This is a genomic window from Brevibacillus brevis NBRC 100599 (assembly GCF_000010165.1).
Classification (GTDB): Bacteria; Bacillota; Bacilli; order Brevibacillales; family Brevibacillaceae; genus Brevibacillus; species Brevibacillus brevis_D.
In genome coordinates this window covers 3,284,888-3,310,139 of sequence record NC_012491.1, presented here as the reverse complement: position 1 = coordinate 3,310,139, position 25,252 = coordinate 3,284,888, and the positions used below count along the sequence as shown (strand labels likewise).

26 protein-coding genes and 1 riboswitch are annotated in these 25,252 nt (G+C 46.5%); of the genes, 17 read left to right on the top strand and 9 right to left on the bottom strand.

The window, feature by feature from the left end; translation table 11 throughout:
* The first annotated feature begins 33 nt into the window (after positions 1-33).
* From BBR47_RS15795 to BBR47_RS15780, 4 genes are all read left to right on the top strand, one after another.
* Positions 34-1,293 (top strand): MFS transporter, encoded by a 1,260-nt coding sequence (locus tag BBR47_RS15795; protein WP_015891420.1) that lies wholly within the window; start codon positions 34-36, stop codon positions 1,291-1,293.
* A gap of 63 nt (positions 1,294-1,356) precedes the next feature.
* On the top strand, positions 1,357-2,865 hold the full coding sequence (locus BBR47_RS15790) for a fatty acid--CoA ligase family protein (RefSeq protein WP_015891419.1): 1,509 nt from the start codon (positions 1,357-1,359) through the stop codon (positions 2,863-2,865).
* 24 nt (positions 2,866-2,889) lie between these two features.
* Positions 2,890-3,366 carry a GNAT family N-acetyltransferase gene (locus BBR47_RS15785; RefSeq protein ID WP_231850484.1) on the top strand — a complete coding sequence of 159 codons (477 nt, stop codon included), beginning with the start codon at positions 2,890-2,892 and terminating at the stop codon, positions 3,364-3,366.
* Positions 3,367-3,544: 178 nt separating this feature from the next.
* Entirely contained in the window at positions 3,545-4,108 is a 564-nt protein-coding gene (locus tag BBR47_RS15780; RefSeq protein WP_015891417.1) for an NAD(P)H-dependent oxidoreductase, read from the top strand.
* 67 nt (positions 4,109-4,175) lie between these two features.
* Here BBR47_RS15780 and BBR47_RS15775 read toward each other — a convergent pair whose 3' ends face one another.
* The 4 genes from BBR47_RS15775 to BBR47_RS15760 form a co-directional block, all read right to left on the bottom strand.
* Entirely contained in the window at positions 4,176-4,541 is a 366-nt protein-coding gene (locus BBR47_RS15775) for a winged helix-turn-helix transcriptional regulator (protein ID WP_015891416.1), read from the bottom strand.
* A gap of 106 nt (positions 4,542-4,647) precedes the next feature.
* Entirely contained in the window at positions 4,648-6,159 is a 1,512-nt protein-coding gene (locus BBR47_RS15770) for an MFS transporter (protein ID WP_015891415.1), read from the bottom strand.
* A 233-nt stretch (positions 6,160-6,392) separates the two neighbouring features.
* On the bottom strand, positions 6,393-7,160 hold the full coding sequence (locus BBR47_RS15765) for a class I SAM-dependent methyltransferase (protein ID WP_015891414.1): 768 nt from the start codon (positions 7,158-7,160) through the stop codon (positions 6,393-6,395).
* 144 nt (positions 7,161-7,304) lie between these two features.
* Positions 7,305-7,859, bottom strand: coding sequence for a GNAT family N-acetyltransferase (locus tag BBR47_RS15760; protein WP_015891413.1), 555 nt, complete (start codon positions 7,857-7,859; stop codon positions 7,305-7,307).
* A gap of 293 nt (positions 7,860-8,152) precedes the next feature.
* On the opposite strand from BBR47_RS15760, the gene BBR47_RS15755 reads away from it, so the two are divergent.
* Together BBR47_RS15755 and BBR47_RS15750 are read left to right on the top strand one after the other, a co-directional pair.
* Complete coding sequence (locus tag BBR47_RS15755; RefSeq protein WP_015891412.1) at positions 8,153-8,977, top strand: MerR family transcriptional regulator; 825 nt, start codon at positions 8,153-8,155, stop codon at positions 8,975-8,977.
* Between the two features lie 27 nt (positions 8,978-9,004).
* Positions 9,005-10,024, top strand: coding sequence for a serine hydrolase domain-containing protein (locus BBR47_RS15750; RefSeq protein ID WP_015891411.1), 1,020 nt, complete (start codon positions 9,005-9,007; stop codon positions 10,022-10,024).
* A gap of 82 nt (positions 10,025-10,106) precedes the next feature.
* Here BBR47_RS15750 and BBR47_RS15745 read toward each other — a convergent pair whose 3' ends face one another.
* On the bottom strand, positions 10,107-10,844 hold the full coding sequence (locus BBR47_RS15745; protein ID WP_015891410.1) for a MerR family transcriptional regulator: 738 nt from the start codon (positions 10,842-10,844) through the stop codon (positions 10,107-10,109).
* Positions 10,845-11,258: 414 nt separating this feature from the next.
* On the opposite strand from BBR47_RS15745, the gene BBR47_RS15740 reads away from it, so the two are divergent.
* Positions 11,259-12,032: an alpha/beta hydrolase gene (locus tag BBR47_RS15740; RefSeq protein ID WP_015891409.1), complete on the top strand. Its 774-nt coding sequence runs from the start codon at positions 11,259-11,261 to the stop codon at positions 12,030-12,032.
* Between the two features lie 164 nt (positions 12,033-12,196).
* On the opposite strand, the gene BBR47_RS15735 is transcribed toward BBR47_RS15740, so the two are convergent.
* On the bottom strand, positions 12,197-14,332 hold the full coding sequence (locus tag BBR47_RS15735) for a helix-turn-helix domain-containing protein (RefSeq protein WP_041749459.1): 2,136 nt from the start codon (positions 14,330-14,332) through the stop codon (positions 12,197-12,199).
* 99 nt (positions 14,333-14,431) lie between these two features.
* Between BBR47_RS15735 and BBR47_RS15730 the strand changes: the two genes are divergently transcribed.
* Positions 14,432-15,907, top strand: coding sequence for an aldehyde dehydrogenase family protein (locus tag BBR47_RS15730; RefSeq protein WP_015891407.1), 1,476 nt, complete (start codon positions 14,432-14,434; stop codon positions 15,905-15,907).
* Between the two features lie 26 nt (positions 15,908-15,933).
* Positions 15,934-16,824 carry an NAD(P)-dependent oxidoreductase gene (locus tag BBR47_RS15725; protein WP_015891406.1) on the top strand — a complete coding sequence of 297 codons (891 nt, stop codon included), beginning with the start codon at positions 15,934-15,936 and terminating at the stop codon, positions 16,822-16,824.
* A gap of 93 nt (positions 16,825-16,917) precedes the next feature.
* On the opposite strand, the gene BBR47_RS15720 is transcribed toward BBR47_RS15725, so the two are convergent.
* From BBR47_RS15720 to BBR47_RS31590, 3 genes are read right to left on the bottom strand one after another with little or no spacing between them, the layout of a single operon-like run.
* Positions 16,918-17,547: a LysE family translocator gene (locus BBR47_RS15720; protein WP_041749458.1), complete on the bottom strand. Its 630-nt coding sequence runs from the start codon at positions 17,545-17,547 to the stop codon at positions 16,918-16,920.
* A gap of 56 nt (positions 17,548-17,603) precedes the next feature.
* A complete protein-coding gene (locus BBR47_RS31595) occupies positions 17,604-18,077 on the bottom strand; it encodes a DUF6080 domain-containing protein (RefSeq protein ID WP_050763836.1) in 474 nt (157 codons plus the stop codon).
* On the bottom strand, positions 18,053-18,730 hold the full coding sequence (locus BBR47_RS31590) for a hypothetical protein (protein WP_050763835.1): 678 nt from the start codon (positions 18,728-18,730) through the stop codon (positions 18,053-18,055). Before BBR47_RS31590 ends, BBR47_RS31595 begins: the two co-directional genes overlap by 25 nt.
* A gap of 203 nt (positions 18,731-18,933) precedes the next feature.
* Here BBR47_RS31590 and BBR47_RS15710 point away from each other — a divergent pair, with 203 nt between their 5' ends.
* The 8 genes from BBR47_RS15710 (at position 18,934) to BBR47_RS15675 (ending at position 25,245) form a co-directional block, all read left to right on the top strand.
* Complete coding sequence (locus BBR47_RS15710) at positions 18,934-19,242, top strand: thioredoxin family protein (RefSeq protein WP_015891402.1); 309 nt, start codon at positions 18,934-18,936, stop codon at positions 19,240-19,242.
* Between the two features lie 64 nt (positions 19,243-19,306).
* The gene (locus BBR47_RS15705; RefSeq protein ID WP_015891401.1) at positions 19,307-20,590 is read left to right on the top strand and encodes a LysM peptidoglycan-binding domain-containing protein; all 1,284 of its coding nucleotides are present in this window, start codon (positions 19,307-19,309) and stop codon (positions 20,588-20,590) included.
* Between the two features lie 96 nt (positions 20,591-20,686).
* Positions 20,687-20,914, top strand: coding sequence for a hypothetical protein (locus BBR47_RS15700; RefSeq protein WP_041749457.1), 228 nt, complete (start codon positions 20,687-20,689; stop codon positions 20,912-20,914).
* 81 nt (positions 20,915-20,995) lie between these two features.
* A complete protein-coding gene (locus BBR47_RS15695; protein ID WP_015891399.1) occupies positions 20,996-22,207 on the top strand; it encodes an alanyl-tRNA editing protein in 1,212 nt (403 codons plus the stop codon).
* 33 nt (positions 22,208-22,240) lie between these two features.
* Positions 22,241-22,624 carry a kinase-associated lipoprotein B gene (locus tag BBR47_RS15690; RefSeq protein ID WP_015891398.1) on the top strand — a complete coding sequence of 128 codons (384 nt, stop codon included), beginning with the start codon at positions 22,241-22,243 and terminating at the stop codon, positions 22,622-22,624.
* A gap of 41 nt (positions 22,625-22,665) precedes the next feature.
* Positions 22,666-22,776, top strand: a riboswitch (TPP riboswitch).
* 198 nt (positions 22,777-22,974) lie between these two features.
* Positions 22,975-23,178 carry a sulfur carrier protein ThiS gene (gene thiS / locus BBR47_RS15685; RefSeq protein WP_007729348.1) on the top strand — a complete coding sequence of 68 codons (204 nt, stop codon included), beginning with the start codon at positions 22,975-22,977 and terminating at the stop codon, positions 23,176-23,178.
* 5 nt (positions 23,179-23,183) lie between these two features.
* Complete coding sequence (locus BBR47_RS15680; protein ID WP_016743633.1) at positions 23,184-23,957, top strand: thiazole synthase; 774 nt, start codon at positions 23,184-23,186, stop codon at positions 23,955-23,957.
* Positions 23,950-25,245, top strand: a complete 1,296-nt coding sequence (locus BBR47_RS15675; protein WP_015891395.1) for an acetylornithine deacetylase — start codon at positions 23,950-23,952, stop codon at positions 25,243-25,245. The genes BBR47_RS15680 and BBR47_RS15675 overlap by 8 nt, the downstream gene beginning before the upstream one ends.
* Positions 25,246-25,252: the final 7 nt, after the last annotated feature.

Genomic DNA, 25,252 nt, shown 5'->3' with positions numbered 1-25,252 from the left:
TAGTCTATTTCCTACACAAATGGAGTGATTCACATGATGGCCAGAATCACCATGATTATGTTGTTTTTGCTATACATGATCAATTATGCAGATAAAACGATTGCGGGATATTCTGCCGTGCCGATCATGACTGAATTTTCAATGAACGAGAAAGAATGGGGACTTGTTGGAAGCAGCTTCTTCTGGTTTTTCTCTATTGCCGGAATTGTAGGCGCGGCATTATCGGATCGCATCGGGACGAAAAAAATGCTGGCGATCATGGCACTATCCTGGACTGTCATCCAATTCGGCGCTTATGCGATCGCGGGTTTGCCGATGCTTGTCGTAGCGCGGGTATTGCTTGGAATAGGCGAAGGGCCATTTTGGGCAACGGTTGTTAGCCATTTGAACAAATGGTTTCCCGAAGAGAGGCGTGGATTGGTTTATTCCACGGTGAACTTCGGTGCTTTCGTCGGTGCGGTTGCTTCCGCACCGATGATTGTCGCGCTGATCGATAGCTATGGATGGCGATTTTCCTGGGCGTTTATGGGCGCACTCAGTCTGATATGGCTCCTGGTCTGGTTGTGGATTGGAAAAGAAAAACCACATGTCACTGTCGCTCCTGCAAAAGGCGCAGCTCCTACCTTGCCAAAAGCGAAATGGTCGGATATATCCGGTATCTTGCTCTCATCCACGTTTCTATTCTGTTTTTTAATCTATTTCGCACAAATATGGGGGACGACCTTCGCATCCGTATGGGAGCCTGTCTATCTCGTCAAGGTCTTCCAGTTTACGAATCAGGAAATGGCCTACGCGATTGCTGGCACGGGACTTTTAGCCGGACTGATGACCATACTCATTTCTTCAATTGGTGATCGTTTCTTTAAAAAGCATCGCAGCTATCGTAAATCATACGTTTTGGTTGGCGGTGTTTCGATTATTTTAGGGGGACTGTGCTTTTATGGTGTGACTCTCGTTCAATCTACCGTATTTGTTTTAATCTTCCTGTGCCTCGGAAAAGGGTTTGCCTTTTCTGTTGGGACAGCTGCCTCAGTCATTGTCAGCAGCTTGTTGCCGGAACGCACGGGACTTTTAGTAGGCGTGTTGTCCAGCCTGGTTACATTGGCAGGGATCATCTCGCCGTTGGTAACGGGCGCTATTGTTCAGTCAGCTGGAGATATTGGAACTGGTTTTGGCAACGCCATGATCGTCAACGGGTTGCTATTTATTATTTGTGGCGTGCTTTTCCTGCTCTTTGTGAAGCGCAATGAACAAGTCAGTCAATTAGCACCGCCAATCTCCCATGTTTCCTAAAAGTAATGCTTTATAGGCTTGTCTCTAGGTGTTAAAATTTTCTGAAAAGGGGGTAGGTGTGCGATGTATCATTTGAATGAAAGCCTCATGCAGAGCGCGAAACAGTTTGCGGATCGTCCAGCCTTTGTCTTTATGGGAGAAACGACGACGTATGCACAATTCAATCAGCAGGTCGAACATCTCGCAGCAGGACTTGCCCAGCACGGGATTGGAAAAGGGGATGCTGTCGCTCTGCTCATGGATAATCGGCCGCATTTTGTAATCGCTTACTATGCGATACTCCGCGTAGGAGCAGTCGTTGTTCCCATGAACCCCATCTATACGGCGCGCGAAATTAGCTTCATTCTTTCGAACAGTAAAGCAAAGGCAGCCATTGCCTTATCGGCGTTGCAGCCGGTACTAACCCCGATGAAGGACGAAATAGAAGATTTGCAGCTTCTTATCTACTCGGAATCTATTGAGAATGAAATAACGATCGATCAGCTTGTAAAGGAAGGGCAAGAGTCAGAGGTAGGCTACGCGGAGCCGGAACGAAACGAAGACGACCTCGCTGTTATTCTGTACACATCAGGTACGACTGGCCAGCCAAAAGGAGCGATGCTCTCTCACCGGAATATGGCTTCGAATGCGGATGCGATGGGGATATTGTTCGAGTTGGTGCCAGAAGATCGCATGGTCGCGGTACTCCCGATGTTTCACGTCTTCTGCATGACGGTGTGCATGAATGGCCCGATTCAAACAGGTGCAGCCATTATTATCGTGCCAAAATTTCATCCGGTAGACGTTCTCCAAACGATTCGTGAGCAAAAAGCCACATGCTTTGCAGGCGTTCCGACCATGTACAACTATCTGCTACAGGTGCCGACTGCGACAAAAGAAGATTTCTCCTCTATCCGGATATACTGCTCGGGAGGTGCATCCATGCCCGTCGAGCTCCTGCACAAGTTTGAAGCAAAATACGATGCCAAGGTACTGGAAGGCTACGGTTTGTCCGAGGCAGCCCCGGCTACAACATTTAATCCATTGCATGGGACCAGAAAGCCAGGATCGGTTGGAATCGATATCCCGCTTGTGAAAAATAAGGTCGTCGATCCCGAAGGAAACGAAGTCGCACGTGGAGAAGTGGGTGAGCTGGTAGTACAAGGGCCCAACGTCATGATAGGGTACCTCGGTTTGCCAGATGATACGGCCGCAGCGCTTCGAGATGGTTGGCTGTATACGGGAGACATGGCGCGTATGGATGAAGAAGGATATGTATACATCGTTGACCGCAAAAAAGACATGATTCTCGTTGACGGCTATAACGTGTACCCCCGTGAGGTAGAAGAAGTGTTATACCAGCATCCCGCGATTATCGAGGCGGCTGTGATCGGAATTCCTGACGAGGTGCATGGCGAGGCAGTCAAGGCATTTGTGGCATTGAAGGAAATAGCGGTTTCTCAAGAGGATATCATGGCGTTTTGTCGTGACAAGCTGGCGAAATACAAAGTTCCTCGTCAGGTGGAATTCGTAGCGGAGCTTCCCAAAAACACTACAGGGAAAATCTTGCGTCGCTCGTTACGCACCACGTAAACGATCGCACGACGGGATGTGGAGGTGTTTGGATTGCTGCATTTGATTCATGCAACGGAGGATGATGAATACGAACAAGCACGTGAACTTTTTTTGGAATATGTAGATTCATTAGGAGTTGATTTGAGCTTTCAAAACATTGCCATCGAATTGCAAAATATACCCGGCGAATACGCACCACCAGACGGCTGTATTTTGTTGGCACTAGATAACGAACAGCCCGCAGGATGTGTTGCCTTACGAAAAATAGATGAACAAGTTTGCGAAATGAAGAGATTGTACGTGAAGCCTGAATGGAAGGGAAGAGGAGTAGGGAAAAAATTAGCATTGGCGATCATCGACGAAGCGAAAATTCGAGGCTATTCATTCATCCGATTAGATACGCTTCCTACGATGGAACAAGCGATTCAGCTTTACCGCTCGTTGGAATTCTATCCAATTGAGCCCTACCGTTTCAATCCGATTGAAGGCACGCTGTACATGGAGAAACAGCTCAAATAACCCATTTGCAAAATGGTCTCCCAACGATACCAACCTAGAATCATTAGGTCGCGGGGAGGCTTTTTTCTGTTCTTTACACTCACCTTTATGTAAGTAACTGAACAAAATGTGAGTACTTACAAATTTGTAGCAAGCATTTTATACTCATAAAACAACAAACTTCAAGGAGGACCTTACATTGAAAACACTTGTAATCGTCACACATCCAAACATCGAAACATCCGTCATCAATAAGCGATGGGTAGAAGAACTCAAAAAATATCCAGAAAAGTATACCGTACACGAATTGCATGAGGTTTACCCGGATGGAAACATTGATGTGGAAAAAGAACAACAATTGGTTGAATCGCATGGGAATCTAGTATTACAGTTCCCAGTTTACTGGTTTAATTGTCCGCCTCTCCTGAAAAAATGGCTCGACGATGTTTTTGCATACGGGTGGGCGTACGGTTCAAAAGGAGGCGATAAATTAAAGAATCGCAAAGCTGCATTAGCGGTATCAGCGGGAATTAGGAAGGAGGATTATCAGGAAGAGGGAAGGTATCGGTATACGCTTGAGCAAATATTGACCCCTTTTGAAACAACCTTCCGCTACTGCCACGCGGATTATCGCTCTTTCTTTGCGTATTATGGTGCGGAGACTGAGTCAGGGGAAAATGTACCTGGTCAAGAACTTGAGCCGACTGGTAGCGTATTGGATAAGAGCGCGCAAGATTATGTGAAATTCATCGATAACCTGTAAGAAGCCCAAAGAAAAAAGAAGTATTTCCGCGGTTGGGAGATACTTCTTTTCCAGTTAGAAACGATCGTTATGCCTGTTTCTTTACACCCTCCTGAGGCTGCAAGCTGTTTTTCTCTCCCCAGTCGCATATCATATTTAATAAAGGGATGAGAGAAAGACCACGTTCTGTTAAGGAATATTCCACTTTGGGAGGGACTTGGGGGAATTCCTTACGGATGATCAAATCATCTGCCTCCAGCTCTTTTAACATCAAGCTCAGTGTTTTAAAAGAAATGGTACCGATACTTCGCTTTAGCTCATTATGACGCATCACCTTCTTTTCAGCGAGCCAATACAAAATGATCATTTTATATTTACCGCCGATTAAAGACAACGTATAACCAAAACCAGTATCTTTCAGCTCTACACCAGTCGGAACACAGGTTTCACGCACGAATCACACTCTCCTTTGGGAAGTATGGTTTGTAAATGCATATACTTCACCATACATCATACTGCCATTTTTGGAAAGTGATGCGGAGCAAGAAACCCGTGGACCTTTATGATTCGACACTCTTTTGATGGCGCTCAAGCTTGCCAGGGCCTGCGTATAGTACAGAAAAGAAACCAATAACGGCGAAAATCAATCCCACGATATAACCATGATTGATGGCAGTACCTAGAGAGTCACTCAAAAAAGAATGAATACTCGGCTCGATTTTTAACGGCTCACGCATGAGAACTTCAGGATTAAGCAGATCAGCTACTTTCTCCAAGGAAATGCCATGTAATGACGCCCCAGTGGATACGATACTCGCATAATTTTGGTTCACAACAGCAGCCGTGATCGATGCACCGAGTACGCCTCCCATGTTTCGGCAAAACCCAACGATCGAGGAAGAAATACCGATATATGGTTTATCGACGGAATGCACGATCGCATTTTGTGCAACGCTCATTAACGGCCCGATTGCAGCAAACCCGAACAGAATCATCAAGAGTGTTAAGAAAAAGAAGGAAATGCCTGTTGAAACGTACATGAGCAAAATAGAACTTACTACACTAGCGAGCATAGAGAACGCCATGAGAGATCGGAAGGAAAACTTTGTTTGCAACATTCCGAATACCACGGCACCTCCCGTTAAAGAGAGCATCAACGGAGTCAAAACACTATTGGAGTTCGGATACCCGAGCACGGCCACAGCGAAAATAGGCAAATAAGTGATGGCAGCAAACATGATGGCACCTTGAGAAAGACACGCGATACAAGTTGCGACCACCATACGGTTTTTGAAAATCTGGAGAGGGAGGATCGGTTCCTGTGCATGACGTTCTACCAGAATAAAAGCAATCCCTACTATTATGGCAAGGGCAAATAGTGAGATGATTTGCCACGATGACCACTCATATGCTTTTCCTCCCCATTCAAGCGCCAGCATGACAGCTATACAGGAGACGATTAATGTAACAGTCCCCAAATAGTCAATCTTTGGCTTTGATTGAGAACGAGATTCTTTCAAGGAAAACAGAAGCGTTAAGAGAGATAACAAACCGATCGGAACATTGACATAAAAGCACCAACGCCACCCCAAGTAATCAGAGAGCAAGGTCCCGACTTGAGGTCCGGCGATAGAAGAGAGCCCAAAGATTCCTGCAAACACGCCAGAGATTCGTGCCGTATATTTCGGATCAGAGGAAAGCGTAAATAGGATTGTGAAAGTAATCGGAAAGAGAGCCCCTGAACCAATTCCTTGAAGGGCACGGAAAGCAATTAGCTGTTCGATGCTTTGGGCAACGCCACAAAGTGCCGAGCCAATGAGAAAAATCGTGATGCCAAGTAAGTAAAACAACTTGCGTCCAAAAAGATCGGACATTTTTCCGAAGATGAGCATCGTACTAGTTGCGGCTAATACGTACGAAGTGAAAACCCAGCTCATGCTTTCAAAGCCACCGATGTCTTTAATAATGTGACTAATGGCCGCTGAGGTGATGGTATTGTCGAGGGATGACATCAGTAAGCCAAGTGCCATTGCAAAGATAATGAAACGGTTACGTTTTTCGGATCGTGACATAAAAAGCGAACTCCTATCTCTTTTTCTATTGATTTAGCAAACTTCGCTACAAGACTATTATTTATGCTTTCGTTGCCAAGAAATAGGGAAAAAACAGTTGCAAATAAAACTTTACCTCGTTACAAGCCACGCGTACCAATTTGCTATAAGAGGGGCTATCGGCGAAATAGCAAAAGGAGCTGTCGCGGTGCGACAACTCCAGAAAATCCATTTGTATAAATTTTGAATAGAATCTAAGCCAATGCTTTGGCCAGCAAGTAAAACCGGTGCTGTGTCACCTCGAAGTAACCCTGCTGTTCGATATGCAGATGAATGCTGTATAGCTCTTCTCTGTATTTATCGACTTCGAAATCCGGAATTTGCCACGGAATGGCCTTCAAATAATAGATCAATGGGCCGACATCATAGAAGCGTTGACGAAGAAACTGCTCAGACTGTTTCTCGACTTCAAAGTGATACTCCCGCACTCCCCGTATGGCGGCATCGAGCTTCCATTTCGCAAATGCTGAATTTAACGGTACGCCTAATCGTTCGTTGATCTCGAAGCAATCGGTGCCTCCCGGCTGTTGAGTGAGGAAGTACCCGCCAACGGTGAGCACGCGCCGAACTTCCCGCGGCGAATACGATTCATGCTTGTTCAGCACCAAATCGAACTGGCCGGTCTCAAAAGGAAGGCGATCGTCATCCTCCACAGAAAGGACAGTCACACCGAGCGGCTCCAATCGTTCTTTGGCGACGGACAAGTTCGGCCGATAGCCTTCGGTGGCGCAAACGAATTTCGGCCACGGCCTCAACATTGACAACAGCTCTCCGCCGCCGGTGCCCATATCCAGCATCGACTTGGCATCCTGCATAAGAGGCATGGCCATGCTACCGTATGACCATCTCAAGCAGTCGCTATTCATTCGCCCTGTTTCCACCAGATAGGAAAAATCCCAACCAGTGAATGGCTGATTCGCTTGCTCCATCCAACGTTCAAATTGCTTGTCTTCTCTCCACATGTACAAGTCCCTCCAAAATCGTGATCTGCAAATCGAATAAAACTCCACTTACAGATACTCTCAGGTGGGCCACGCGCATAAGGAGATCGGACTTAGTACTCGTGCTCGATCGATCGCATAGAAGTGCTCCTCTCATTGCACTTTTTAATCAAGCATGAGATACCAATAAATTGCAATCTCATCACTATCTTTATCTAGACCTCTGTAGACGTAGGAATCGAAACCTCCGATGACAAAACCACAACTTTCGTAAAATTTACATGCGCGGACATTATTACTTTGTGTTTCCAGCATGATTCCCGTCATACCGCCATCCTTCGCCCAGTGTTTAGCTTGTTCGATTAGTTTTTTACCGAGACCGTATCCTCGAAATTGCTTATCAACTTTGATATCTTCCACGTAGGCATATTTGTTCCAATTTCTTTTCAAAACAATTTGGCCCACAACTTGATTGTTTACGAGCGCTATATAAATGATTTGATGGGGATTGCCGATATAGTTCGAATAATCCTCAATCGTATCTTCTTCAAGCTGTTCATCATCGTAGCTTTTCGTTCTAAGGGGTCTCTCCTTCACCGTATATCCGATTTGCTGTCCAATGAGTTGCAAGACAAGGGTAGAGTCTACGATAAAGCTCCCATCAATGTTTGCACCACATTCTTCGTCACCAGCCCGCAGTTCTCTAATGAAAATATCCATATTCGTCCTCCTCTATATTTATAAGGTGAGAATAGGGATAGAAAGGGGGACCGCGGACTTAACGGAATACATATTGCTCCGCCATTTGCAGAACCTCCTCGTATTATTTTGTATGTAAGATTCTCTCAATAATTGTACAATGATTGCTCAGTAGGTGCTACAGCTTTTCATGCGGGAATGATCATATTCATCTCACATGATGGCCGATTGCTGAAAAACGGCTCTTGCAGTTGACTTTGCCCTTAGGGGAAGGGGTATAAGTAGGATATCGATTGAAGAATGGAGGTAAGCCTGTGCTATCAATCGGAGAGTTTTCAAAGATATGCGGAGTGACGACCAAAACGCTTCGCTATTATGCCGAAATCGGATTAATGAACCCGGACGAGATTCATCCTGAAAATGGCTATCGATATTATTCCATCAAGCAACTGAAAAAGATGCTCTTCATCAATCGTTTGAAATCGTATCATTTTTCGCTGGACGAAATAAAAGCCATGCTGGAAAGGGAAGAAGATCAATCGGAAGAGAAGCTCGTTACCGTGCTTCTTCGCAAGCAAAGGGAAATGTATGAAAAACGAAACGCGTTGGACTACACCATCAAACAACTGAACCATGATCTTTTGAAAATGGAGAAGGGGATCCCCATGATGGCATACCTTGACAACATTGAAGTACAGCTTGTCGAGACCCAGCCCATCCATATTCTTTCGTTACGCCAGGTGATGACGAGTGATGATTATGCAACAGGATATAGGAAGTATTTTCGTAAGCTGTATGAAAGGATTGCGACTGAAAAGCTCACCTTGCTTGGTACGCCAATAACGATTTATCACAGCCCGGAATTCAATCCCGCCGGAAATGATACCGAGTTTGCACTCCCGGTCGCGGAGGCTGTAACGGGAACAAGAGATTTGCCAGGGGGACTTTGTGCAAAGTCTGTATGTAAGGGACCTTACTCAGAATTGACATCGGTATATGCCAGGCTGAGGGAATGGGTAGAAAAGGAAGGCTACGAATTGGTGAGATCACCCTACGAAGTCTATGTAACCGAACCCGATCATGCCAGCGTTCCTGAGGAGCTTGTTACGGAAGTGTATTTTCCAGTTAGAAAAAAATGACATTCTCTTGTGGAGGAGGGAATTATCATGCAAAGAAGTGATTGGTCCCCTACAAAATGGCAAGCAGTTGACCCGACCCTCTTGAACATAGACGCTGAAAAACTAGCAGAGCTAGACCCTATCATTGAAGCCTCGTACAGCAACATAAACGGGATCATTCTTGTAAGAAATGGTTATATCGTCCATGAAAGGTACTACCAGGGCTATGGACCGAAAGATAGACATCATGTAGCGTCTGTAACGAAAAGTATTCTATCTGCTCTCATCGGAATTGCCATACAGAAAAGGTTTATCAAACATGTTGACCAAAAGGTGCTGGATTTTTTCCCAGACTATGCACCCGATCATACGGAAACGCAAAAACAAGCAATTACCATACGCCATCTCCTGACGATGACAGCCCCCTATCCTTTTGAGGACTGGCACGAACCACTGGACAAGATGTGTATGCAGTCCGATTGGGTAACATATACCCTGGATATGCTCGGGCAAAAGGGAAAGATTGGCGGGTTTAAGTATTCGACTGCTGGGGCGCATCTGCTTTCAGCCATCCTCACACGCAGCACAGGAAAAAGTGCCCGGGAATTTGCCAACGAACACTTGTTTAAACCCATCGGCATAGAAGAAATCCCTGATTATGAAATGAAAGCGTTTGGGTTTGAAGATTTATTCGGGAAAGATGTGAGAGGGTGGGTAAAAGATCCTGACAACAACTCCACAGGAGGGTGGGGGCTCACGTTAACTCCCCGTGACATGGCACGTATTGGCTTGCTCTATCTGAATCGTGGCTGTTGGGATCATCATCAGATCATTCCAGTAGCTTGGATAGATGAATCAACCGCGATGAATCTCAATCACTACGGGTATCTATGGTGGTTGCGTGAAGAGGACGGTGTTTTTTCTTATGCTGCACTGGGCGATGGCGGAAATGTTATCTGTTGCATCCCAGAAAAAAACCTCGTCGTAGCCATTGCATCGGAATTCATGCCGAATTCTCGTGATCGATGGACGCTGATCAAGGAACATATTATCGAGGCGGTAATCTAAGGCAGCAGATAGGAATGGAAGCAATGAACCGGGGAGTCGCAGCTCACCCGGTTTATTTGTTAAACGATCGTTTAACCACACTTTACTTAGAAGCGTAATTTTCGGCAGCCATGCAAAGGTAGTAGCTTAAACCCGTTTGTTGCTCTTCCAACATTGCGCGGTGGAACTCATCTGAAAGGAAAAATCTTGACTGCTCGGCAAATGCTCGCGCATCAATCGGATGGTCTTTTTGTAAAAAAGCAAGATGGTTTTCGATCGCAGAAGCCACACTGTCATCGTCGACACTTTTGTTGTTTTTCAGCGCATCGGCCATAAACGTCATGAAAGCCTTCGCTTCGGCAGCTTTTTCATTCAAGGAAGCCACGTCTAGATTCTCTGTATCCAATTGAAAATTATACGCTTTCTGCAAATGCTCATTTTGTTGAGTGAATGCCTGCTTCCATTCTTCTTCGTTCAATCCATCAAACATGTTTTCTGTGGACATTTTTCCTCGCTTCCTCTCGTGTCGAATTGTTTCTTCGAGCGTATTCAAGATGCGCTCCAATCGTAGCTGGCGTGCCTTTAACATCGCTTGCTGCTCACATAAGCATCGAAGTCTGTCTGGTTCGTGATCTAGTGCAGCTTTAATGCTGTCCAATGAAAAATCTAGCTCACGATAAAACAAGATTTGTTGTAACCGCTTGAGCTCATTCTCACCGTAATAGCGGTACCCATTTTCTGTAACGACTTCTGGCATTAGCAAACCAATCTTTTGATAGTGATACAGTGTCTTGATTGTGGTACCAGACAGTTTGGCTACATCGTTAACGGTATACAACATGGCGATTCACCTCCTGAAGTTGAGTTTGCAGTCTGACCTTAGGTTGGAGTCAAGCGAAAAAAATGAAAAAAGGAGTACGGCCGAAAACAACCGAATGTAAGCGTATGATCCATTTATTGGGTGGGGGGATTCGCATGACGAGGCCCAGTCGCAGCAAATCGCACAAAAGGCGCTGCAAGAATACAACCGAACTATATCAATTGACGGCAGATTTGAAATGCTGGTTGATGACTTAGTTTAATGTGTCGGTATTATGAAATTTAATTGGAAACATTTAAAATTAATGGAATAAAACACGAATAACAACAAGAATATGTTGACAGATAAAATGCCTGGGAGTAAATTTTTGGATAAGATTTTTTAAAAGTAATATAAGAAAAATCATAATCCAGAAGAATACACGGAGGCAAAGAAATGATATTAAGAGGTAGTGTTTTTTCTCGTATGCTAGAAATTGAAACCGGAATAACCGTTATTATCCCAAACAAATTTAATATGGAGCAAAATTATCAAGTGGTATATCTGCTTCACGGTCTTTGCGGAGGTAATGGTGATTGGGCAAATTATACGATGTTGCCTGTTTATGCAAATGACTATCATGCAATATTTGTCATGCCGGAAATTTCCAGGAGTTTTTGTTCGGATATGAAATTTGGATTTAAATATTTTAGTTATATTATTGAAGAATTACCAATCATATGCAAAAGTGTCTTTAACATATCTTCTGAAAGAGAGGATACGATCATTATTGGTGATTCAATGGGAGGATATGGAGCCTTGAAATGTGCATTGTCAAAACCAGAGCAATATGGTTATTGTTGTGCATTTTCATCACCATGCTTATTTTTGAAGGAGGATTTAGATGAGCATGGAGAGATTGAAAAATTTAGAATGGTTTATGGAGAACAGATGCTCAAGGATTTTCAAGGGATTCTAGGAAGTAACTTGGAGTGGAGTGATGAGCATGAGATATTGGACTTAGCTAACAAGATCAAAGATCAGTCAGTCAGACCTGAAATATATATCGCATGTGGAACGGAAGATTTTATGCGTGATAGCAACGTAAGATTCTACAATGAAATGCGGAATCTTAACTTTTCCATTGAGTATGAAGAATGGTCTGGCAATCATGACTGGTATTTTTTCAATGAAGCGTTACAAAAAGCATTAAAGAAAGTTTTGAAATAATTTGAAGTGTTATTCTCATCAAATAGAAAAGCCATAAAGAGATCGTTTACATAACAAAATTATGGTAAACACTTTATCCGAACACGCGAAAAATCTTTGTAAAGAAAAAAGGCAGTGGTAGCTCAGGACTTTTCCCGTCTGAAGCTACTCCTGCCTATTTCGATTTATCCTTCCTGGCGCAAATGACAAGCGAGCTGTAATTTTAGCAAGTCTTCCGGATCTCGCAAATCGATATGAAGAAGCTCCTCGACTTTGCGCAAACGCTGATACAGCGTATTGACGTGTATGTGCAGCTCTTTGGCAGTCAGTTGAGGGGATTGACTGCATTTCATATACGTGATGATCGTCTGTTCCCATTCCTCATATTTTTCCGGGTCTTGCCAGAGGGGGGCAAAGACATCATGAATGAATGCATCAATATCGGCTTGACTCTGGTTCAGCATGAGGCGATTGATACCCAGGTCTTTATAGTGAACCACACCAGAACGGCTGCGGTTGGTCAGGTAGAGAGCGGCTTTCTTGGCTTCTTCGTAGCTTTTGCTGATTTGCTCAATCCCGCTTGCCATACTTCCCACGCCAATGGATAACGATGCTTCCTTGCCAAGTTCCCACTCATCGTACGCCTGTTGCAGCCTCTCCCGGATGTCCTTTCCATCTCGGGAGCCGAGAGTCCGGATGAGGAGGGTGACATGGTTGTGGAATCCGTAAACAAACATTTGTGTTTTGTTGAACGCCCATTTGAAACGGGTAATGAGTCGGTGAATGTTTGCTTCTAGCAATGCCAGGTCGTGGCACTGCGTCAGATGGGCATAGATCACGTAGTATGTTGCTTGTGGCTGTAACCCCATCGAATGGGCGCGGTCAAACAGTTCATTGCCTTTGCTTACGATCAATTCTTGAAAAAGATCGTGTGCACGCTTGTACAGCACAGAGCTGATCGATTGCTTTTTCACCAAATCAAGTATGAGCACAGCGCTCCCTTGTTCGATCGTCATACGTGTAAGATCAGATAGCCCGCGTTCGTCTACGGGAAGCATGAGACATCCGAGAAAGATGCTTCCATTGATTAGTGGATACAGACAGAATCGTTGATCGTCACCAGAAGCGGGCGAGAACAGGTTGACGGAAACAGGCTGTCTTCTTTTGTTCAGCAATGTATACAGTTCATCCCAGCTAAAAAATAAAAGACTCTTTTCAGGATACATTTTTTGCTCAAGCCAATCGGCAAAATAGATGGGATGTCCGGTCATTTTGCTGAGGGTTTTTACGATTGTTTCCGCCCCTTTATTTTGCAGGGACAACTGCTTGATGGATTCATGGATATGGTTGCGTTGAATCCAATCATCGTGCTTGGCTTGCAGTTGCGCGCTAATGGCAGCCATATGCTCATACGCTTGTTTGACTTCCGCATAGAGCTCGGCATTTTGCAGGGCGATGGAAGTTTGGTCTGCGAAGCCTTGGAGGAGGTCAAGGTCGTACTCCGTAAACACATTTTCTTGATGAAATTGATGCAGGACAAGTACACCAATCCGTTTTTCTCCACGTGATATTGGAACACATAACAACCCATTCAAGTCTTGCAATGCTTTTGCGTGGTTCAGAGAATGAAAGTTATCAGCAGAGATATCCTTCATTGCATGGGCTGTTTCTTGGCTGGTTTTGTACATACGTGGGATTCCGTCCTCGAACACTTTGCCCGCGATGGATTCTCCTACTCGCATTTTGAGGTCTTTGAACACGGTATCATAAAAACCGACAGTCGCTTTCGGAATCAATCGGTCGATAGAGGGATCATACAAGTGCAGGAGGCCTGCGTCTGCAGCCGGGATAACAGCCAGTGCATTACCAATGATTCCACGAATGATTTGGTCAACGTCGAGAGTAGCAGATATGGAACGAATCCCTTCAAAAAGCTTCTTGCTTTCCTCCGCTTTGGCAGTCATTTTTTCTTCTGCCAACAACAGACGAATGCCGAACCACAATAGGTCCCATTGGTCAGCGGTTAGGATGACCGGTTGGTTTGCTTTATGTCCAAGGCAGATAACAGCTTGTCCTTCGTTTTCGTAGAAAAAACGGTACATTTGTTGGGAGGGAAGGGACTCATAGGTATAACGCTTATCGTTCGCATCGCTATCACAGTGAGGTACAGTCATAGGGGGAATAATTGTGGTAGCGTTTTCGTGAAAAGAGGAGAAAATAAGCCGAAAATGTCGATCACGCGAAAATTGGAACCAGATAGAAGAAGGCTGATCACCAAACCATTCATGCAGCTTTTCAAGCAGGAGCGAAAAAGAATTCATCCACGTGTCCTCCATATAGAGAAATACACATTTGTATCTGGAAATAAGTATCTGTATATACATTGTATTCATAATTTTCGCTAGATACAATACTCCTATATGAAGCGGAAGGTGGGAGACGATTTGACAGCAACTTACAATAACTACATCGCCGGAGCTTGGGTGACGAGCCATACTGGACAGGTTTTCCCTAGCACGAACCCTGCCAATACGAATGAGGTTCTCGGTTATTTTCAAAAATCGGACGGGCTAGATGCGCGTTCTGCCATTGAAGCTGCTGCCGATGCTTTTGGTGAATGGTCACAAAAATCGGCTCCCACACGTGGAGAATTCTTGTTCTCCCTCATTCACTTATTGGAAAAACACAAAGAAGAGCTCGCAGAAACGATCACCCGTGAAGTCGGGAAAACATTGCGGGAAGCGAGAGGTGAGGTTGCCAAGACAATCACTTCCATGAAGCAGTTGACCGGAGAAGCGACTCGCTTGACAGGTCAAACGGTCCCTTCCTTTGATGAACGGGTAGTGGGTTACACGGTACGAGAGCCAATCGGGGTTTTCGCGATTATTGCTCCATGGAATTTTCCGTTGGGGATTGGCTTGTGGAAGATCGTTCCAGCCATCCTCGCAGGTAATACAGTGGTGTTCAAGCCAGCAAGCAACACCTCCTTGATTAGTGTAAAGCTAGTAGAGCTCCTAATTGAAAGTGGCGTTCCAAGTGGCGTTGTGAATTTGGTAACAGGACCAGGTGCAGTAATCGGGGATGAATTAGCGAATCATCCACTGGTCAAAGGGATTTCATTTACGGGTTCGTCTGAAGTGGGACTTGCCTTGGGGAGAGCAGTTGGAGCTAGAGGAGGGAAGATTCAGGCGGAGATGGGCGGGAAAAATCCGGCGATTATTCTCGCGGACGCCGATATTGACCTCGCTATCGATTCCATCGTACTGAGCGGATTCTTCGATAATGGCCAACGTTGTACGGGGACCAGTCGCGTATTGGTTGTTCCCGAAGTAGCCGAAGAAGTAAAAGCAAAACTGATCGAGCGGGCGAAGGGCTTAAAAATCGGGAATGGTTTCGATCCAGACAATCATAATGGTCCAGTAGTGGACGAGCATCAGCTCAATTTATATCTTCATTATATACAAAAGGGCATCGAAGAAGGCGGCGTACTGGAATGCGGAGGGAAGCGCCTGGTAGATGGTGATCTTGCCCAAGGCTATTTCGTCGCGCCGACGGTGTTTACCGGCATCACACAGGAGATGACGATTGCCAACGAAGAAATTTTTGGCCCTGTGATCGCCGTGATCGATGTGGATTCTTTCGAACATGCTATGCAAGTGGCTAACCAGGTGGAATTTGGCTTGTCCTCCACGATTTTTACGAACGATTTGCAAAAAGCTTTCCAGTTTGTCAAAGGGATTCAGTCAGGTGTCACGCATGTCAATATGCCGTCGACTCATTTTGAATCACAGTTTCCGTTTGGCGGGAAAAAGATATCTGGATTGGGTCCGAGAGAGCAAGGGGAATCAGCGCTCGATTTTTACGTCGAGACAAAAACGGTTTATATTCGGCCATAAGTATAGGGAAAGCAGGAGGAGCGAAGATGGAAGCGATTGGTGTGATCGGCATTGGTGCAATGGGAAAAGGGATGGTCTGCAATCTGTTGCAAAAAGGCTACCACGTGTATGCCTACGATCCAAGTCCGGCAGCAAAAGCCTGGGCAAAGGAAAAAGGAGCGACGGTCGTCGAGTCTCCACTGGCAGTGGGTAGCGTAGCACGTGTCGTTTTCACTTCGCTTCCAGGTCCTGCGATTGTTGAGGAAGTCATGCTGGGTGCGGACGGACTTTTCTTATCATTAGGGGCTGGCAGTTTCGTATTTGATACCAGTACGATCGATCCTGCAACAGCAAAACGTCTGAATCAGCAAGGCGTAGAAAAAGGGATCTACTATTATGATTGTCCGGTGAGTGGGGGACCCGCGGGTTCTGCGGCCGGAACGTTGACCATTATGGTCGGCGGTGATGAGACAAGGCTTCCAGAAATCATGGACTATCTCAGAGCAATTGGAAAGGAAATTTTTTACTTGGGGGAATCCGGCGCTGCACAAGTGGCGAAGCTTTGTCACAACTCTGTCGTTGCAGTCATTACAGCAGCGTTGGGCGAGGCGTTCAGTGTCGGAGCAAAAGCTGGCGTTGATCCACACAAGCTGGCAGCCGTCATGGATAAAGGCTCTGCCCACAATCGTGTGCTCTCCGTTTTTGGACCTAACATCTTGTACGGTACGTATGAAAATACAGTCTTCTCCTTGGATCATATGCACAAAGATTTGCAGCTCTATGCGCAAACCGCACGTGAACAGCAAGTTCCTGTACTCGTTGGAGGAACGGTTGCACAAATGTATGAGGCAGCCAAAGCACAAGGCAAAGGTAGCTGGGATTCGAGTGCGGTCTGTACCGTGACCGAAGAGCTGGCTCAGACAACGATTGCGCGTTAAGCGTTGAGTTTGACGAAAGAGAAAGTAGACTACGGCAACGATTGCTTGTAGTCTACTTTTTTGTAGGTTGCTATTCACTGAAAGTATGGACCACTATCTGCGATCGAAAGCAAGACTAGCAGCAAGACCTGTCAAGACACTTGCCATTAGCCAACGCTGCACCCGTAGCCATGTGGGTCGTGTACCAAACCAGACAGCAACTCTGCTTGCTACAAGAACAATAAGCAGGTTAATCGTAAAGCTGACCACTATTTGTGTGAGACCTAAAGCAGCACTTTGCAGGAGCACCGAACCCCGCGCAGGATCTACAAACTGAGGCAAGAGTGAAACATACAAAATAGCAATTTTGGGGTTCAGTAGATTTGTCATCAATCCCATTAGAAATAACTTTTTCGGTGGTTCAATAGAAAGAGTATCAGGCTTGAGAATGGAAGTCGCACCCGGTTTTACTGCATTCCAAGCGAGCCAAAGCAGGTAGACAGCTCCGACCCACTTGACTGATTCGTAAACGAACGGAACCGTTATGAAAAGAGCAGAGAGACCGAGCATAGTGGCGATCATGTAAATCACGAATCCAAGTATGACACCAAGAAGTGAGATGACTCCAGCTCTGCGACCTTGTGAAATCGTCCGGGAAATGAGGTAAATCATGTTAGGGCCAGGAGAACAAACCATACCGAGCGAAACAAATAGAAAGGCAATAAAAGTACCAAAACTCACCACTTTGCATATCTCACGTCCAGTTTTTGATAACATTTTTTCATGAAGCAGCTTCTCATTTACTTACTCGCTTTATTCATTTGTGCATAAGACCGTTCAATCACATGCAAAGCCTCATCGTGCTTCACGACATTGTTGCCCAACGTCACAATGACGAACAATAGGATAAGACCGAGTAATGTCTTTTTTACATTCACATGGCGAAGATGCATGATGAACCGCGCGGCGAGCAGGAAAAAGGCGAAGAAGTAATGTCCGGCATACAAGTACAAATCGTATGTAAACGTGGCGAGTCCGAACCCTATTACAATGTGCAGCACGAAAGCAAACCCGATATAAGCGGCGAGCGACCAGGCTTCTTGTGTACGAATCCCTTTGATGAAACCGAGTATAGCCAGAGTGATCAGCGTCAAGCCGATGACATGCACATACCATGGATACGGCAGCGTGAGGTTCGTAGCGAATGCGACCATCCCCGGTTTTGGATCGACGAGCGTGATGTCTGGGGTCAGTACAGGACTGATAACGAGCATATACAGAGCTTTCCAATGCTTGCAAAACGAGAACGGAGCCGTGTAGATGAACCCTCCGGTATGAATCGCTTTGAGGTGACACCAAAGTTGACGAGGGCGAATGAAGCGTTGGGCCACACAGCCAATTTCTTTTCCGCACGGCTGTACTGCGTGTAAAGTACCGATAATAGAATGACGAACTGCGCGTACGGATAGGAATCGGGAATCATTGCCGTGAAAATTTGATAAGAGGCCGTCCCGAAAAATACGGCAAAAAGCAATGGGGTATAGAAGCTATTCCATCCCTTCCGCAGGTAGTAGTAAACCATTACAACGCCGAGCGCGTTCATGATCGATTGAACCACTGCGAAGAAGAAGTTTTCCTTGAAAAATTCCGATAAATAAGCCAAAGGAAAAGAAATCAAATTGATAAACGGATGGATCACCGTCGGGTTGTTAGAGCTATAGTACAGCGTCGGGTCAAAATTAAACAGATTAAGCGTAAATGGAACGCCGTAAAAAGGGCTGATCGGGGCAAGAACAGCGATGTTTTGATTCATATAAGTGAGAAAAGGCACATTCATCGACAAATAAAACACGAAAAAACAGGCAAATAGAAGAAACGCTCTGACATTATCTTTTCGATCATGAAACAAATAGCTGAAAAAACGCATACCAATCCACACTCAACGTATTTTTGAGATTAACGTAACGAATTTTAGCTATATTATACAAAAATAATGAATTCTGCACCAAAATTTTACATTCAATTGGCTATCCATTTTTTACGAAGCCTGTGCATCACGCTGTTGACAGCTACAATCAGTGGGTCTAGCATGAATGAACATGTCCGATGAGATTGAAAGGAGTGAACGACTTGCAAGAACTAACCTCAACAGAACTGATCCAATACCTGCAAGAAAAAGAGTCGGTCGCTCTTTTTGTCTATACACCGATGTGCGGGACCTGCAAGCTCGCAGCACGTATGCTCGGCATCATGCAAGAAGCATTGCCTACCGTTCCTCTGTATCAGATTAACATTAATACGGCGCCTGCATTGGCAGAACAATGGCAAGTGACCAGCGTCCCCGCCTTGCTTATTTTTCAACGAAACGAATTGGTAGCACGGCATTATGCCATCCAGTCCGTTGGATTTTTATACGATGTATTGAAACCTTTGGCCTAGACATACACCTATTCCCTTCGCCATGAATATGACAGAGAGAGAAGAAATGCGAAGGAGGAGGCGTATGCAAATCCACGTGGTGGAAGAAGGACAAACCTTAGCGAGCATCGCCGAGACGTACGGCACAACGCCGGAAGCGATCGATAAGGCGAATGAATTACCAGATCCCAATAAACTGGCAATCGGACAGGCGATGGTGATCCCGATTGTAGGAAGCTACTATTGGGTCAAACAAGGAGATACGTTGTATACCATCGGTCAGCGTAACCATATCAGCGCAGCAGAGCTTGCTCGGGTCAATGGGATTTCTCCCTATAAACCGCTACAAGTTGGGCAAAAGCTATATATCCCGCCTCGCCCTAGACGAGCGGCTGATTTCAATGCGTATGTGGAACCGCGCCGCACTGTCCCACCCGCGATGGAAGCGGATGTTCGCAGGGCTGCCCCTCATCTTACGTATTTGGCACCTTTCAGCTTTCGCATCAAACGGGATGGAACCCTCCAACGACCAAATCTGAGCAATTTTCCAGCGATCGCAAAAGAAAACCAAGTCCTCCTTATGATGGTCGTGACGAATTTGGAAAAAGGTCAGTTCAGTACGGAATTGGGCGCACTCATCTTGAACGATCAAGAACTCCAGAACAAATTGCTGGATAATATTCTCGCGACCGCCCATGAGCTGGGAATGGGGGATATCCATTTTGATCTGGAAGCCTTGCCTACAACAGGTGCAGAAGAGTACGCGAACTTCTTGCGAAAAGCAAGGGGACGTATACATGCGGCTGGGTTGATGATGTCTGTTGCGCTCGCTCCGAAGACGAGTGCGGTGCAAGCAGGTAAATGGTATTCTGCCCATGATTACAAGGCGATAGGAGCGCTTGCCGATTTTGTCGTGATTATGACGTATGAATGGGGCTATAGTGGTGGTCCTCCCATGGCAGTTTCTCCGATTGGACCGGTGCGGCGTGTCTTGCAGTACGCCATTACCGAAATACCAGCTGATAAAATTTTGATGGGCCAAAATTTGTACGGATACGACTGGACCTTACCGTACGAGCGAGGGACGACAGCGAAAGCGTTGAGTCCGCAAGCGGCAATTGCTTTGGCTGCGCGGCATAATGCCGTCATTCGATATGATTATCGCGCGCAGGCTCCGTTTTTTACGTACACCGATGATCAAGGCAAGCAACATCGGGTATGGTTTGAGGATGCGCGGTCGATTCAAGCCAAGTTCAATCTGGTTAAACAGCTCGGTTTGAGGGGCGTCAGCTACTGGAAACTCGGTTTGCCATTTCCGCAAAATTGGCTGTTGATCGAGGAGAACTTTCGCGTCCGTAAACGTGCATAGTCATCTGGCGTACATTCCACCGCGGGTTGTACGCCTTTTTTTTGAATGAAAAATCATGGTATGATGAAGATGACAGGAAGGAAAAGGGGAGAAATCATGGGAGAATGCAAATTGGATCACAGCCATGAGGATGTACTCAAAAAACTGGCAGAGCAAGCTCCACATTTATCAGAGTTGCGTGTGAGTCAATTCAAAAATCAGTTGAATGGCGAACTCAGCCAAGAGCGTCTAAACGAGCTGTTTCATTTATTGAAAAAGTATGACCTGGCAAGCCCAGAGGAGCGCCAAGAGCGCGAAAAACAAATGGATCACTTGTTTGGCTAAGCTTTATACATACGTTTTTTGTTTTGCCCCCAAGTGGGAGAATCAGGCTGGAACCATGGTTCCATGCAGCGAGGAGTAACGATGGACGACAGACTCTATTATCAGGATGCCTATACAAGAACGTTTTCGGCCCAGGTGACAAAAACTGGTGTCGAGCAAGATGGGACACCTTACGTGGTACTGAATCAAACGGCTTTTTACCCTACTGGAGGCGGACAGCCTTCCGACCTGGGTGTATTGGAAGAGATTCGTGTGGTAGATGTGGAAGAGGTAGACGGTGAAATTCGTCATCGACTGGAGGCTCCCTTGTCCGAAAGCATAGGGGAAGTAACGGGGTACATCGATTGGGACCGCCGCTTCGATCACATGCAGCAGCATGCTGGCCAACACATTTTATCCGCGTCCTTCCTGGAAGTTGTGCAAGCGGAGACCGTTGCCTTTCACTTGGGAAAAGAACGCATCACCATTGATGTACGACTGGATGAGTTGACAACAGAAGTATGGGAAAAGGTAGAAAAGCGCGCGAATCAGATTGTTTTGGAAAACCATCCCATCCTTGCACGGTTTGTTGATGACGAGGAATTGGCAACGCTGCCCTTGAAAAAACAGCCGACTGTGACCGAAAATATTCGTGTCGTGATGATTCCTGAGTTTGATTACAATCCGTGTGGAGGGACACATCCTGCGCGCACGGGCGAAGTCGGGATGATCAAGATCTTGGGCTGGGAGCGACATCGTGGAAACATTCGTCTGGAATTCATCTGTGGCTGGCGAGCTTTGCGGGACTACAACCAAAAGCAAGCTGTCGTTCGTGATACAGCGAAGCTGCTCGCTACCAATGAAGGCGAACTGATCGCACAGACAGAACGCCTCCTTGCAGAACGCGACACCTTAAAGGCAAAATTGGCAGAAGTGGATAAGCAGCTCTTGGAAGTAGAAGTCAATCAACAACTAGCTACTGCTAGCCAACTCGGTCAGTCGCGCCTCATTATGTGTACCTTCTCAGACAAAACCATTCAACAGCTTCAGCAGTTCGCACAACTGGCTACTGCTCTGGCGCCAGATGCGATTTGCCTCTTGGCTGCTACTACCGAAGACAAAATGCAAATCGTGTTTGGTCGTGGTCAAGATGTCAACGTAGCCATCAATCAAGTGTTGAAAGAAACCTTGCCGATCATTAACGGAAAAGGTGGGGGAAATCCTGCCATGGCACAGGGTGGCGGTCAGGCAGTAGTGGATGCGGAAGAAGTATTACTGCATGCACGCAAACTGCTGGAAGCCTCACTGTTGTAAATGCATTCGATTCAAGAAATGGAGGAGACCGCGATGAACTGGAATCCGGGAGATATCGTTCGCGTTGCGCAGCGAACGGGTGAATATATTGCAGAAGTATTGGAAATCCACGATTCGAAGCTGCTGGTTAAGGTGCTGGCAGTTACCAAATTCCCGACGCAAGGAGATTTGCATTCTTCCTACGAAGTAGATGTGCCGCTGTTTCACCAGCGTCCAGCACTGTCGTACATGGAAAAATTCATGACGCCTGTCCAAGGGCTCATTCGCTATAATGGAGCGATTCCAGACTACAAGGAATCTGTCCGACAAGCGATGGAGAGAGAAATGGAAAAGCTTTCGAAAATGGCAGCTTGGGCAGAACGTTGTCTCGTTGAGCTGGAAAAGATGCACAAGGAAGCCTTTACAAACACGAAATAGAGTGGTACTGTAGTACTCGAATGTACAATAATTGCATAGCTTTACTACCAAACGGGGGCCAAGCAACGTTGGCTGAGATTGTGACGAGTGTGTTACTGACCGTTGAACCTGACCTGGGTCATGCCAGCGGAGGAAGAGGTATTTGGAATCAGTATCACGTGTCGCATCCGAGCGGAACTATGCTTGTTTGTGCGCATGTATGATAAGATGACACTCAACCATCCGAGGCGGATGGTTTTTTTATGCCATTCGTCCGGGGAGATGGGATGGGTATACGGCTTCTTCTGTTTGTCTGAATCGACTCAGGCAGGCGGGAGAAGCCGTTTTTTTCCAGTAGAAGGAGGTAATCCATGATTGTTCAGCTGAATGGGAAAAAAGTAGAGTTGGCGGAAGAGATCACGACAGTGCGGGCTTTGCTCGCTTCTTATTCCCTGCAAGAGAAGATTGTCGTCGTTGAGCGAAATGGTGAAATTATTGATCGCTCAGCGTACGAGCAAACACCGATTGCAGACGGAGATCGCATAGAAATCGTTCATTTTGTTGGAGGAGGATGATCATCATGATGGATACATTGAAAATTGGATCGTACGAGTTTCGCTCCCGCTTGCTTCTCGGGACAGGTAAATTCGCTGATTTGGATACACAGGGGAAAGCGGTAGAGGTGTCGGAAGCAGAAATTTTGACCTTTGCGATTCGTCGCTTAAATTTGGAAAATCCGCAAGAACCGAACTTTTTGGAACAACTGGATTTGAAAAAATTCACCCTGCTACCAAACACAGCAGGTGCCTATACAGCAGAAGAAGCAGTGCGCATTGCCCGTTTGGCTAAAGCATCTGGGCTGTGTGACATGATCAAGGTCGAGGTTATTGGAGACCCGAAAACACTTCTCCCTGACCCGATTGGCACGCTCGAGGCTTCGAAAATCTTGGTGGAAGAAGGCTTTATCGTGCTGACCTACACCAATGACGACCCGATTCTTGCCAGACGACTGCAAGAGGTTGGCGTACATGCGGTTATGCCAGGAGCGTCGCCGATTGGTTCCGGACAAGGGATTGTCAACGAAAACAACCTCCGCTTTATCATTGAGGATGCCAAAGTACCGATTATCGTAGATGCAGGAATTGGCTCGCCGGCAGACTGCGCGAAAGCGATGGAGCTGGGTGCTGATGGTGTCTTGTTGAATACAGCCGTCGCTCTCGCTGACAATCCAGTTCTGATGGCAGAAGCGATGAAGCTCGGCGTGGAAGCAGGTCGCAAAGGCTTCTTGGCAGGTCGTATCGCGAAAAAGCGTTACGCGTCCGCGAGCAGCCCGGTCGAAGGGATGATTGAGTAGCGTGGATCGACTGACAGAAGCGGTAGAATCGATCGCCAGCCGCAAAGAAGAGCTGTTCGCTTTATTGGCAGAGCTCGTTTCTCATCCGACTGTGAGTCCTCCCGCGCGAAATAGCGATGCCGCACAAGGAGCAATCGCCGACAGGCTGCAAGCGATGGGATTCGAGGTAGATCGCTGGACGGTATATCCGGGAGACGACAATATTGTCGGTCGGTTATCAGGGAGTGCCTCAACCTACGCAAACAGCTTGATCGTCAACGGGCATATCGACGTGGCTGAAGTCGGTGATGACACCGGGTGGACCTATCCACCTTTTGCTTTGACACACGGCAAGGATGGGCGCTTGTACGGCCGTGGAGTTGCGGATATGAAAGGCGGACTCGCAGCAAGCTTGTTTGCGATCCAAATGCTGCGCGAACACGGAGTGGAGCTCCAGGGAGATCTGCTCTTTCAATCCGTCATCGGAGAAGAAGCGGGTGAAGCGGGGACATTGGTCGCTATCGAGCGTGGCTATCAGGCTGACTACGCCGTTGTAGTGGACACGAGCAATCTGCAGATGCAAGGGCAGGGCGGGGTCATTACAGGCTGGATCACGATTGAAAGTCCGACGACGCTGCATGACGGAATGCGTGCACAGACCATTCATGCAGGCGGACGCGTCCGGGGAGCTTCTGCCATTGAAAAAATGACGAAGGTGATCACCGCACTACAGGAGCTGGAGCGGGACTGGGCTGTCATGAAGTCTTATCCCGGATTCCCGCCAGGCAGCAATACGATCAATCCTGCAGTCATCGAGGGAGGCCGGCACGCTGCGTTCATCGCAGACCGTTGCGCCCTATGGATTACCGTTCATTTTTATCCGAACGAATCCTACGAAGAGATTATTCGAGAGATCGAGGATCACGTCGGGCGTGCGGCTGCCGCAGATCTTTGGCTGAGAGACAATCCTCCAACATTCCGCTGGGGTGGACGTTCGATGATTGAGGAGCGCGGTGAAATCTTCCCTTCACTGGAGTTGGATACGAAGCATCCGGGGTTGGTAACGCTGCAATCCGCATATGAAAGTCACATGCATCAAACACCTATCGTTAACATGTCGCCTACGGTGACCGATGCAGGCTGGTTTGCGCATGCAGGCATTCCGGCTGTCCTATTCGGGCCTGGTGAGCTCACGCATGCTCATGCCGTCGATGAATCAATTGATTCTGACCAGCTTGTTCATTTTGCCCAGATCATGGCCCGCTTTATTGCCACCTGGTGCAATACCCAAAAGGAAGCGAAGGAGTGAGTATCGC

Bases quoted from the DNA above. Each gene is read 5' to 3' on its own strand.
- BBR47_RS15795 (WP_015891420.1), top strand. From the start codon at position 34: ATGATGGCCAGAATCACCATGATTATGTTGTTTTTGCTATACATGATC.
- thiS (WP_007729348.1), top strand. From the start codon at position 22,975: ATGATTGTTCAGCTGAATGGGAAAAAAGTAGAGTTGGCGGAAGAGATC.
- BBR47_RS15690 (WP_015891398.1), top strand. From the start codon at position 22,241: ATGAACTGGAATCCGGGAGATATCGTTCGCGTTGCGCAGCGAACGGGT.
- BBR47_RS15760 (WP_015891413.1), bottom strand. From the start codon at position 7,859: ATGGATATTTTCATTAGAGAACTGCGGGCTGGTGACGAAGAATGTGGT.
- BBR47_RS31590 (WP_050763835.1), bottom strand. From the start codon at position 18,730: ATGCGTTTTTTCAGCTATTTGTTTCATGATCGAAAAGATAATGTCAGA.
- BBR47_RS15725 (WP_015891406.1), top strand. From the start codon at position 15,934: ATGGAAGCGATTGGTGTGATCGGCATTGGTGCAATGGGAAAAGGGATG.
- BBR47_RS15730 (WP_015891407.1), top strand. From the start codon at position 14,432: ATGAAGCGGAAGGTGGGAGACGATTTGACAGCAACTTACAATAACTAC.
- BBR47_RS15765 (WP_015891414.1), bottom strand. From the start codon at position 7,160: ATGTGGAGAGAAGACAAGCAATTTGAACGTTGGATGGAGCAAGCGAAT.
- BBR47_RS15700 (WP_041749457.1), top strand. From the start codon at position 20,687: ATGGGAGAATGCAAATTGGATCACAGCCATGAGGATGTACTCAAAAAA.
- BBR47_RS15790 (WP_015891419.1), top strand. From the start codon at position 1,357: ATGTATCATTTGAATGAAAGCCTCATGCAGAGCGCGAAACAGTTTGCG.
- BBR47_RS31595 (WP_050763836.1), bottom strand. From the start codon at position 18,077: ATGCTCGTTATCAGTCCTGTACTGACCCCAGACATCACGCTCGTCGAT.
- BBR47_RS15680 (WP_016743633.1), top strand. From the start codon at position 23,184: ATGATGGATACATTGAAAATTGGATCGTACGAGTTTCGCTCCCGCTTG.
- BBR47_RS15745 (WP_015891410.1), bottom strand. From the start codon at position 10,844: ATGTTGTATACCGTTAACGATGTAGCCAAACTGTCTGGTACCACAATC.
- BBR47_RS15705 (WP_015891401.1), top strand. From the start codon at position 19,307: ATGCAAATCCACGTGGTGGAAGAAGGACAAACCTTAGCGAGCATCGCC.
- BBR47_RS15740 (WP_015891409.1), top strand. From the start codon at position 11,259: ATGATATTAAGAGGTAGTGTTTTTTCTCGTATGCTAGAAATTGAAACC.
- BBR47_RS15750 (WP_015891411.1), top strand. From the start codon at position 9,005: ATGCAAAGAAGTGATTGGTCCCCTACAAAATGGCAAGCAGTTGACCCG.
- BBR47_RS15695 (WP_015891399.1), top strand. From the start codon at position 20,996: ATGGACGACAGACTCTATTATCAGGATGCCTATACAAGAACGTTTTCG.
- BBR47_RS15735 (WP_041749459.1), bottom strand. From the start codon at position 14,332: ATGAATTCTTTTTCGCTCCTGCTTGAAAAGCTGCATGAATGGTTTGGT.
- BBR47_RS15770 (WP_015891415.1), bottom strand. From the start codon at position 6,159: ATGTCACGATCCGAAAAACGTAACCGTTTCATTATCTTTGCAATGGCA.